Source organism: Pseudomonas umsongensis, assembly GCF_002236105.1.
GTDB classification, from domain to species: Bacteria; Pseudomonadota; Gammaproteobacteria; order Pseudomonadales; family Pseudomonadaceae; genus Aquipseudomonas; species Aquipseudomonas umsongensis.
In genome coordinates this window covers 695,367-705,622 of record NZ_NIWU01000003.1, presented here as the reverse complement: position 1 = coordinate 705,622, position 10,256 = coordinate 695,367, and the positions used below count along the sequence as shown (strand labels likewise).

Genomic DNA, 10,256 nt, shown 5'->3' with positions numbered 1-10,256 from the left:
AGCAGCTGAGTCGTCGATTAAGGAGGTGATCCAGCCGCAGGTTCCCCTACGGCTACCTTGTTACGACTTCACCCCAGTCATGAATCACACCGTGGTAACCGTCCTCCCGAAGGTTAGACTAGCTACTTCTGGTGCAACCCACTCCCATGGTGTGACGGGCGGTGTGTACAAGGCCCGGGAACGTATTCACCGCGACATTCTGATTCGCGATTACTAGCGATTCCGACTTCACGCAGTCGAGTTGCAGACTGCGATCCGGACTACGATCGGTTTTATGGGATTAGCTCCACCTCGCGGCTTGGCAACCCTCTGTACCGACCATTGTAGCACGTGTGTAGCCCAGGCCGTAAGGGCCATGATGACTTGACGTCATCCCCACCTTCCTCCGGTTTGTCACCGGCAGTCTCCTTAGAGTGCCCACCATTACGTGCTGGTAACTAAGGACAAGGGTTGCGCTCGTTACGGGACTTAACCCAACATCTCACGACACGAGCTGACGACAGCCATGCAGCACCTGTCTCAATGTTCCCGAAGGCACCAATCCATCTCTGGAAAGTTCATTGGATGTCAAGGCCTGGTAAGGTTCTTCGCGTTGCTTCGAATTAAACCACATGCTCCACCGCTTGTGCGGGCCCCCGTCAATTCATTTGAGTTTTAACCTTGCGGCCGTACTCCCCAGGCGGTCAACTTAATGCGTTAGCTGCGCCACTAAGAGCTCAAGGCTCCCAACGGCTAGTTGACATCGTTTACGGCGTGGACTACCAGGGTATCTAATCCTGTTTGCTCCCCACGCTTTCGCACCTCAGTGTCAGTATCAGTCCAGGTGGTCGCCTTCGCCACTGGTGTTCCTTCCTATATCTACGCATTTCACCGCTACACAGGAAATTCCACCACCCTCTACCATACTCTAGCTTGTCAGTTTTGAATGCAGTTCCCAGGTTGAGCCCGGGGATTTCACATCCAACTTAACAAACCACCTACGCGCGCTTTACGCCCAGTAATTCCGATTAACGCTTGCACCCTCTGTATTACCGCGGCTGCTGGCACAGAGTTAGCCGGTGCTTATTCTGTCGGTAACGTCAAAACAGCAAAGTATTAATTTACTGCCCTTCCTCCCAACTTAAAGTGCTTTACAATCCGAAGACCTTCTTCACACACGCGGCATGGCTGGATCAGGCTTTCGCCCATTGTCCAATATTCCCCACTGCTGCCTCCCGTAGGAGTCTGGACCGTGTCTCAGTTCCAGTGTGACTGATCATCCTCTCAGACCAGTTACGGATCGTCGCCTTGGTGAGCCATTACCTCACCAACTAGCTAATCCGACCTAGGCTCATCTGATAGCGCAAGGCCCGAAGGTCCCCTGCTTTCTCCCGTAGGACGTATGCGGTATTAGCGTCCCTTTCGAGACGTTGTCCCCCACTACCAGGCAGATTCCTAGGCATTACTCACCCGTCCGCCGCTGAATCAGAGAGCAAGCTCTCATCATCCGCTCGACTTGCATGTGTTAGGCCTGCCGCCAGCGTTCAATCTGAGCCATGATCAAACTCTTCAGTTCAAACATCTTTGGGTTTTGAGAAAACCCTAAACTTGGCTCAGCAATCGTTGGTTACATCTTTGATTTCTCGCGGAGTAACTTGTGATGCTGATAATCTGTTGACTAGCAGTCTGACTCCACAAGCACCCACACGAATTGCTTGATTCAGTTGTTAAAGAGCGGTTGGTTAAGATCTTTCGTCTCAACCGAGGCGCGCATTCTACAGCAGCCCCATTTGCTGTCAAGTGGTATTTTTCAGAAGTTTTCAAGGAATCCTTAACAACTTCAACCACTTGCGCTTCAGATCTCTCATCAGCGGGAGGCGAATTCTACAGCGTTACACGCTGCTGTCAACACCTCTTTTTCAACGTCCTTGGCGCTTCGATGAACTAAAGCAACCTGCTGCCGAAAACTTCGTAACTCATTGTTTACCAGGGAGTTTTCCGTTTCGACTGCGCCGGAAGTGGGGCGAATTATAGGCCCCTGAAATCCGTCGTCAACCCTTTGTTACAGGTTTATTCAGATTTGAGCGTAATACGCGCAAATGCCTTCTTGCCGGCCTGGCAAACGTGGGTCGCTCCCAGTACGTATATAAAGGAGCGATCGACCACCTCGCCATCGATACGCACACCACCGGAACCGAGCAGATCACGCGCCACAGCCGAGTTCTTCACCAGGCCAGCCTTATTAAGGACGGCGGCGATCGGCATATCTTCGGCTGCAGTCAATTCGATTTCAGGCAGATCGTCCGGGAGCTCGCCATCCTTCATACGATTACCTGCCGCACGATGAGCGTTGGCCGCAGCCTCCTCACCATGGAAGCGGGCAACGATCTCTTCAGCCAGCTTGATCTTGATGTCACGCGGATTGGCGCCCGCCTCGACTTCAGAACGGAAGGCATTGATCTCATCCATGGAACGGAAGCTGAGCAGCTCGAAGTAACGCCACATCAACGCATCCGGAATGGAGACCAGCTTGCTGTACATCACTCCCGGCGCCTCCTGGATACCGACGTAGTTGCCCAGGGACTTGGACATCTTCTTCACGCCATCCAGACCTTCAAGCAGGGGCATGGTCAGAATGCACTGGGCTTCCTGACCGTAACCACGCTGCAACTCACGCCCCATCAACAGGTTGAACTTCTGATCGGTGCCGCCGAGCTCGACATCCGCGCGCAAGGCAACCGAGTCGTAACCCTGGACAAGCGGATAAAGGAACTCATGGATGGCGATCGGCTGATTGGTCGTGTAGCGCTTGTCGAAATCATCGCGCTCGAGCATGCGAGCCACAGTGTACTGCGAAGTCAGGCGGATGAAGTCGGCGGGGCCCATCTGATCCATCCAGGTGGAGTTGAATGCCACTTCAGTCCTGGCCGGATCGAGAATCTTGAACACCTGGGTCTTGTAGGTCTCGGCATTTTCGAGAACCTGCTCACGAGTCAGCGGAGGACGCGTTGCACTCTTGCCGCTCGGATCGCCAATCATCCCGGTGAAGTCGCCAATCAGGAAGATCACCTGGTGACCCAATTCCTGGAACTGGCGCAGCTTATTGATAAGCACGGTGTGGCCCAGGTGCAAATCCGGGGCGGTCGGATCGAAGCCGGCCTTGATACGTAGCGGTTGGCCACGCTTGAGTTTTTCGATCAGCTCGGACTCGACCAACAGTTCTTCCGCACCACGTTTAATCAGCGCTAGCTGCTCTTCAACCGACTTCATAACAGACCCGCAAGGCTCGAATTCAAAGGGGACCAACCATACAAGATCGCGCGTCAAATACAAAGTTCGGCCGGCACAATGACGCCAATCCGCTGACAGAGCGTCCACGGACTTGCTTCAGGGATGATTTGGTTATATTTTATACAGTTATTTCATCTTCATCATGTCATTCATCTTTTCCAATTCATCTTTTTCAAAGTCAAAACACTACTTATGACCAAAGAATCGTCTAAAGCGCCACCGCTTTACCCGAAAACCCACCTGCTCGCAGCCAGTGGCATCGCCGCCCTGCTGAGCCTGGCGCTTCTGGTATTTCCTTCCAGTGATGTAGAAGCCAAAAAGACAACCCTGAGCCTTGAACTGGAAAGCCCTGCCGAACAACTGACACAAGAACATGACGCTGCCCACGCCGTCCAAGCCACAAATGAGCCGGTCGAGTCTCCTTTTGCACAGATCGAAGACAGCCCCCAGGAGCCGCAGGAAACTGCTCAAGCGGCTCCCGCTCCTGCAGCGGTACCTGCACCGGTTGCAGAAGAAAAGAAGGCGCCAAGTCACAGGGAAGTGATCGTCAGCAAAGGCGATACGCTCTCCACGCTGTTCGCAAAAGTCGGCCTTCCAGCCACTTCAGTGCATGACTTGCTGGCCAGCGACAAACAGGCCAAGCAGTTCAGTCAGCTCAAGCATGGGCAGAAACTCGAATTCGAACTGGGTCCGGACGGCCAGCTGACCAGCCTGCATAGCAAGGTCAGCGACCTCGAAACCATCACCCTGACCAAGAACGACAAGGGTTACAGCTTCAACCGCACGACCGCCAAGCCCACCGTGCGTTCCGCCTACGTACATGGCGTGATCAACAGCTCGTTGTCACAGTCCGCTGCGCGTGCAGGCCTGTCGCATAGCCTGACCATGGACATGGCCAGCGTGTTTGGCTACGACGTCGACTTTGCCCAGGATATTCGCCAGGGCGACCAGTTCGACGTGATCTATGAACAGAAAGTGGTCAACGGCAAAGCGGTCGGCAACGGTCCGATCCTGTCCGCACGCTTCACCAACCGCGGCAAGACCTACACCGCCGTGCGCTACACCGACAAGCAAGGCAACAGCAGCTATTACACGGCTGATGGCAACAGCATGCGCAAGGCATTCATCCGCACCCCGGTGGATTTCGCCCGCATCAGCTCGAAATTCTCCATGGGCCGCAAACACCCGATCCTGAATAAGATCCGCGCCCACAAAGGCGTGGACTACGCGGCACCGCGTGGTACGCCAATCAAGGCGGCTGGTGATGGTAAAGTACTACTGGCAGGTCGCCGCGGCGGTTACGGCAACACGGTCATTCTGCAGCACGGCAATACCTACCGCACGCTGTACGGCCACATGCAAGGCTTCGCCAAAGGCGTCAAGACCGGAGGAACAGTCAAGCAAGGCCAGGTCATCGGCTACATCGGTACTACCGGCCTTTCCACAGGCCCGCATTTGCATTACGAATTCCAGGTCAATGGCGTACACGTCGATCCGCTGGGCCAGAAAGTAGCGATGGCCGATCCGATTTCCAAAGCTGAACGCGCACGCTTCCTGGCGCAGAGCCAACCACTGATGGCCCGCATGGACCAGGAAAGAGCCACCCAGCTAGCTTCGGCCAAGCGCTAGGCCATGGCGCTCTATATAGGTGTGATGTCCGGGACCAGCCTTGATGGCCTGGACATAGCGCTGATCGAGCAAGCCCCGGCGATCAGGCTGATTGCCACCCACTACATCCCGATGCCCGACTCACTGCGCGCCGAGCTGCTTGGCTTGTGCGCCAGCGGTCCGGACGAGATCGCCCGCTCCGCCATTGCCCAACAGAACTGGGTGAAACTGGCAGCGCAGGGTGTTAACGCCCTCCTTGCCCAGCAGCACCTCAAGCCTGACGACATTCGCGCGATTGGCAGTCACGGCCAGACCATTCGCCATGAACCCGCACGCGGCTTCACGGTGCAAATCGGTAATCCGGCCCTGCTGACCGAGCTGACCGGCATCACGGTGGTCAGTGATTTCCGCAGCCGCGACGTTGCCGCTGGCGGGCAAGGCGCACCGCTGGTTCCAGCCTTTCACGAAGCACTTTTTGAAGAGCAGCCTGGCAACCGCGCCGTGCTGAACGTGGGTGGTTTCAGCAACCTCAGCCTGATTGAACCCGGCAAGCCTGTCGCAGGTTTCGACTGCGGCCCGGGAAACGTGTTGCTGGACGCCTGGATTCAGCAACGGCGCGGGGACAACTTTGACCGTGATGGCCAATGGGCTGCCAGCGGCAAAGTCGAACCAGCACTGTTGAAGGCACTGCTCAGCGACCCCTTCTTTGTAACAAAGGGTCCGAAGAGTACCGGCCGCGAAGTCTTCAACCTGCCATGGCTGACCCGGCATCTGGCAGCGCTGCCAGCCTTCGCGGCCGAGGACGTCCAGGCAACGCTGCTGGAACTGACGGCATTGACCATCGTCGAATCGCTGCGCAGTGCCCAAGCCGATACTCAGGAGCTGCTGGTCTGCGGTGGGGGCGCGCACAATGCTGCACTCATGAAGCGCCTGGCCAGCCTGCTACCAGATGCGACCGTCAGCAGCACCGCCACTCACGGCGTAGACCCTGACTGGGTCGAAGCCATGGCTTTCGCCTGGTTGGCTCACTGCTGCCTGGAAGGTATCGCGGCCAATCGCCCGAGCGTCACCGGTGCCCGTGGGCTGCGCGTACTTGGCGCCATCTACCCTGCATAGTTAAATGCCGGACAGCAAAACGCCGCAGGGCCCTGAGGCCATGCGGCGTTTTGATGATTCAGATGCGCTGATCAGATCGAGAACGAAGAGCCACAGCCACAGGTGGTGGTAGCGTTCGGATTCTTGATGACGAAACGCGAGCCTTCCAGACCTTCTTGATAATCCACCTCGGCTCCTGCCAGGTACTGGAAGCTCATCGGATCGACAACCAGACTCACACCTTCGCGCTCAACGATGGTGTCGTCATCGGCCACTTCCTCATCAAAAGTGAAGCCGTACTGAAAACCTGAACAACCGCCGCCCGTAACGAATACGCGCAGCTTCAAGCGATCATTCCCCTCTTCATCGACCAGGCTCTTCACCTTGTGCGCGGCACCGTGGGTGAATTGCAAAGCCGTGGGGGTGAAGGATTCGACGCTCATGCTGACTATCTCCCGGCGTTAAGCCGTCATATTGCGTGATGACGCGCATTATCCGCTTCTCCTAGAAAAGCGGTCAACTATTGTTATGGTATATCAAGCAACCCAGTCGCTCGGCCGGAAATGCAAAAAGGCCCGTTCAACGGGCCTTTTGCTGAGTGCAATATAGCCTTACGGCAACATGCCCGCGTGGGACAAGCCCAGACGTTCGTCCAGCCCGAACAGGATGTTCATGTTCTGCACGGCCTGACCCGACGCGCCTTTGACCAGGTTGTCGATCACCGACAGCACGACCACCAGATCGCCGTCCTGAGGGCGGTGCACGGCAATACGGCACACGTTGGCGCCTCGCACGCTGCGGGTTTCCGGATGGCTGCCGGCAGGCATGACATCGACGAACGGCTCGTTCGCATAACGTTTTTCAAACAGCGCCTGCAGGTCCACCGAGCGATCCACGACGGTCGCGTAGAGCGTGGAGTGGATGCCACGGATCATCGGGGTCAGGTGCGGCACGAAGGTCAGGCCAACGTCCTTGCCCGCCGCACGACGCAAACCCTGGCGAATTTCCGGCAGGTGGCGATGCCCTTTGACTGCGTAAGCCTTCATGCTTTCCGATGTCTCGGAGTACAGCGAACCCACAGCAGCACCACGACCGGCACCGCTGACGCCGGACTTGCAGTCGGCGATCAGGCGCGAAGCATCGGCCAGGCCCGCTTCGAGCAATGGCAGGAAACCCAACTGCGTAGCGGTCGGGTAGCAACCCGGCACAGCGATCAGGCGCGCCTTCTTGATCTGCTCGCGATTGACTTCCGGCAGGCCATAGACCGCTTCATCCAACAGTTCAGGAGCACCGTGTGGCTGGCCGTACCATTTCGCCCACTCATCAGCGTCTTGCAGACGGAAGTCCGCAGACAGGTCGATGACCTTGGTGCCGGCTGCCAGCAATTCACCCGCCAGGGCATGCGCTACGCCGTGAGGGGTGGCAAAGAACACCACGTCGCAAGCGCCCAGGGTCTTGATGTCCGGGACACTGAACGCCAGGCCGTCGTAGTGGCCTCGCAGGTTCGGGTACATGTCGGCCACAGCCAGGCCGGCCTCGGATCGGGAAGTGATCACCACCACTTCAGCTTGCGGATGTTGTGCCAACAGACGCAACAGTTCGACACCGGTGTAACCCGTGCCGCCGACGATACCGACCTTGACCATAAACCTGCCCTCAACGAACCCACTGGAAAGCCGTCGATAATAGGGCCCGTATCGTCCTGCGACAACCGGCAAGGTGACGTGCGGGACCGCAAGCCTCTACTATCCGGACTACCGTGAACCTGGGAATAACCAAAAATGCTTTATCTGTGGCTCAAAGCTTTCCACATCATCAGCGTCGTGTGCTGGTTTGCCGGCCTGTTCTACCTGCCGCGCCTGTTCGTCTACCACGCCCAAAGCGAAGACACCATCAGCAAGGAGCGCTTCAGCATCATGGAGCGCAAGTTGTACCGGGGCATCATGGGACCGGCGATGATCGCCACGCTGATCTTCGGTGGCTGGCTCATCTACCTCAATCCAGGCATCTTCAGCCAGGGTGGCTGGATACACGCCAAACTGACCTTGGTCGTGTTGCTGATCGGCTACCACCATATGTGCGGCGCGCAGGTAAAGCGCTTTGCCCGTGGCGAAAATACCCGCAGCCATGTCTTTTATCGCTGGTTCAATGAAGTGCCGGTTCTGATATTGCTGGCGATCGTAATTCTGGTCGTCGTTCGGCCGTTCTAAATCCAATAGTTATCACTCACCGGGGTACTTCAAATGTCGCTGCCCGCCCTGCTTGAACAACGCTTGCGCTTGCCCGTAGTGGCCGCGCCGATGTTCCTGATTTCCAACCCGCAACTGGTGCTTGCCTGCTGTCGCAACGGCGTAGTGGGCAGTTTTCCAGCGCTGAATCAACGCGAGAGCAGTGGTTTCAAGGCTTGGCTGGAGGAAATCGAGGCGCAGCTGGCGACTCTGGAAAACCCTGCGCCCTACGCGGTGAACCTGATTGTGCACAACAGCAATCCGCGCTTGCAGGCGGACCTGGATATCTGCATCGAACACGAAGTGCCGATCGTGATCACCAGCCTGGGCGCCGTTAAGGAAGTAGTCGATGCGGTCCACGGCTATGGCGGCCTGGTTTTCCATGATGTGACGACCCGTCGCCATGCCGAGAAAGCCGCCGAGGCGGGTGTGGACGGGCTGATTGCCGTCGCGGCGGGTGCCGGCGGACATGCTGGCACCTGGAGCCCGTTCTCGCTGATCGCCGAAATCCGCCAGTTTTTCGACAAGACGCTACTGCTGGCCGGGTGCCTGAACCACGGCCACGAAATTCTCGCAGCACAATTGCTCGGTGCGGACCTGGCCTACTTCGGCACACGATTTATCGGCACCACTGAAAGTCACGCGCCTGACGCCTACAAAGAGATGCTGCTGACGTCCAGAGCCGCCGATATCATCCATACTCCAGCAGTGTCGGGGGTACCGGCAAGCTTCATGCGCCAAAGCCTGGAGGCCGCCGGATTCGACACGGCAGCGCTGCAAAACAAGGGAGAGGTCAATTTCGGCTCCAAACTCAAACCCATCAGCGATGAAGCCAAAGCCTGGAAAACTGTGTGGTCCGCGGGCCAGGGCGTCGGTGAAATCGATGACTTGCCAAGCGTCGAACAATTGATCGCACGTCTCGACGCCGAGTACCGCAAGGCACAGGAGCAAGCAGAGCAACTGCGCCAACACTGGCCGCGCTGAGCAACCACTCAAGCAGCGGCTGGCCATTCGTATCGATGACTTGCGACAAGGACGCCTGGGCAATGAGCGAAAACCATTACAAGATCGTGTTTGACGGCACTTTGTTGCCGGGGGTTGATATCAACACGGCTAAACTCAATCTCGCTGCGCTGTTCAAGAGCGACGTCAGCGCCATCGAGCGCCTGTTCAATGGTCGACCGATAGCATTAAAGAACGACCTGTCACAAGCTGATGCGCAGGCCTATCTTCAAGCCCTGAGGAATACGGGTGTCGATGCCCGGATCGAGGCGCAACCTACGATCGAGCCAGACCTGGCCGATGTTCACGATCCTGTCTCTGCAGCGCAGCCGCAGTCCCCGTATTCGCCACCACAGGCAAGCCTTGGCGAAAGACAGCCGGAATTCGCCGTACTCAAACCCTTCGGCGTCGAAGGTCGCATCGGGCGCCTGCGTTTTCTGGCGTGGACGATGGTGCTGAGCCTGGTGACCCTTCCCGTTGTCGGCGTGTTTGCGCTCATCGGCCTGGGCCTGGTCAGTGGCGACTCCACCACCGGACTGATCATCGGCGGCATCTTCGCCTTCTTCCTGTTCTTGGCGTTCGTGGTGATCAGTGTTCTGTTCACCATTCAGCGTTTGCACGATATAGGCTGGTCGGGCTGGCTCTGGCTCCTGAACCTGGTTCCGTTCGTAGGCAGTTTCTTCCCGCTGGTGATCATGGTCATGCCAGGCAACATCGGCGCGAACCGCTATGGCCCGCCTCCCCCGCCCAACAGCACGGCGGTCAAGGTTTTGTGCGCGTTGTGGATTGTGTTTATCGGGTTATTTACCGTCGGTGCAATGGTGGGTGGAATCTCGGCAATCCAGCAAGAGTATGAAGACACCCTCGAAAGCAGCTACCAAAGCGGCTCGATGACCACTGACGAAATCGATGTCGAAGTCGAACCGCAAGCAAATTCGCCAGCCGAGGCAGCCGAAGAAGCCCCGCCCCCTGTAGACTCTGCGAAAGAATGAACAGCGCTCCCCGCCCGTGACACCTGCGTCGCGGCGCGGAGCTGTTGCGATGGAGAATGGC

8 protein-coding genes and 1 rRNA gene are annotated in these 10,256 nt (G+C 57.3%); 5 read left to right on the top strand and 4 right to left on the bottom strand.

The window, feature by feature from the left end; all coding sequences use genetic code 11:
• Positions 1 to 18: 18 nt before the first annotated feature.
• Together PSUM_RS19850 and tyrS are read right to left on the bottom strand one after the other, a co-directional pair.
• Positions 19 to 1,555: ribosomal RNA gene (locus PSUM_RS19850) — 16S ribosomal RNA — on the bottom strand.
• 494 nt (positions 1,556 to 2,049) lie between these two features.
• Positions 2,050 to 3,249, bottom strand: coding sequence for a tyrosine--tRNA ligase (gene tyrS / locus PSUM_RS19840; RefSeq protein ID WP_020798780.1), 1,200 nt, complete (start codon positions 3,247 to 3,249; stop codon positions 2,050 to 2,052).
• A 213-nt stretch (positions 3,250 to 3,462) separates the two neighbouring features.
• Here tyrS and PSUM_RS19835 point away from each other — a divergent pair, with 213 nt between their 5' ends.
• Positions 3,463 to 4,899, top strand: a complete 1,437-nt coding sequence (locus PSUM_RS19835; protein ID WP_083349806.1) for a peptidoglycan DD-metalloendopeptidase family protein — start codon at positions 3,463 to 3,465, stop codon at positions 4,897 to 4,899.
• Between the two features lie 3 nt (positions 4,900 to 4,902).
• Positions 4,903 to 5,994: an anhydro-N-acetylmuramic acid kinase gene (locus tag PSUM_RS19830; protein WP_020798782.1), complete on the top strand. Its 1,092-nt coding sequence runs from the start codon at positions 4,903 to 4,905 to the stop codon at positions 5,992 to 5,994.
• 71 nt (positions 5,995 to 6,065) lie between these two features.
• Here PSUM_RS19830 and erpA read toward each other — a convergent pair whose 3' ends face one another.
• Positions 6,066 to 6,416 carry an iron-sulfur cluster insertion protein ErpA gene (gene erpA / locus PSUM_RS19825; protein WP_007906865.1) on the bottom strand — a complete coding sequence of 117 codons (351 nt, stop codon included), beginning with the start codon at positions 6,414 to 6,416 and terminating at the stop codon, positions 6,066 to 6,068.
• A gap of 168 nt (positions 6,417 to 6,584) precedes the next feature.
• Entirely contained in the window at positions 6,585 to 7,619 is a 1,035-nt protein-coding gene (gene argC / locus PSUM_RS19820; protein ID WP_020798783.1) for an N-acetyl-gamma-glutamyl-phosphate reductase, read from the bottom strand.
• A gap of 135 nt (positions 7,620 to 7,754) precedes the next feature.
• Between argC and hemJ the strand changes: the two genes are divergently transcribed.
• From hemJ to PSUM_RS19805, 3 genes are all read left to right on the top strand, one after another.
• Complete coding sequence (gene hemJ / locus PSUM_RS19815; protein ID WP_020798784.1) at positions 7,755 to 8,183, top strand: protoporphyrinogen oxidase HemJ; 429 nt, start codon at positions 7,755 to 7,757, stop codon at positions 8,181 to 8,183.
• Between the two features lie 33 nt (positions 8,184 to 8,216).
• Positions 8,217 to 9,185, top strand: a complete 969-nt coding sequence (locus PSUM_RS19810; RefSeq protein WP_083349807.1) for an NAD(P)H-dependent flavin oxidoreductase — start codon at positions 8,217 to 8,219, stop codon at positions 9,183 to 9,185.
• Positions 9,186 to 9,247: 62 nt separating this feature from the next.
• Positions 9,248 to 10,195, top strand: coding sequence for a DUF805 domain-containing protein (locus tag PSUM_RS19805; protein ID WP_033038781.1), 948 nt, complete (start codon positions 9,248 to 9,250; stop codon positions 10,193 to 10,195).
• Positions 10,196 to 10,256 lie beyond the last annotated feature (61 nt).

Coding starts and splice junctions, on each gene's coding strand:
- argC (WP_020798783.1), bottom strand. CDS start 7,619: ATGGTCAAGGTCGGTATCGTCGGCGGCACGGGTTACACCGGTGTCGAA.
- PSUM_RS19805 (WP_033038781.1), top strand. CDS start 9,248: ATGAGCGAAAACCATTACAAGATCGTGTTTGACGGCACTTTGTTGCCG.
- hemJ (WP_020798784.1), top strand. CDS start 7,755: ATGCTTTATCTGTGGCTCAAAGCTTTCCACATCATCAGCGTCGTGTGC.
- PSUM_RS19835 (WP_083349806.1), top strand. CDS start 3,463: ATGACCAAAGAATCGTCTAAAGCGCCACCGCTTTACCCGAAAACCCAC.
- tyrS (WP_020798780.1), bottom strand. CDS start 3,249: ATGAAGTCGGTTGAAGAGCAGCTAGCGCTGATTAAACGTGGTGCGGAA.
- PSUM_RS19810 (WP_083349807.1), top strand. CDS start 8,217: ATGTCGCTGCCCGCCCTGCTTGAACAACGCTTGCGCTTGCCCGTAGTG.
- erpA (WP_007906865.1), bottom strand. CDS start 6,416: ATGAGCGTCGAATCCTTCACCCCCACGGCTTTGCAATTCACCCACGGT.
- PSUM_RS19830 (WP_020798782.1), top strand. CDS start 4,903: ATGGCGCTCTATATAGGTGTGATGTCCGGGACCAGCCTTGATGGCCTG.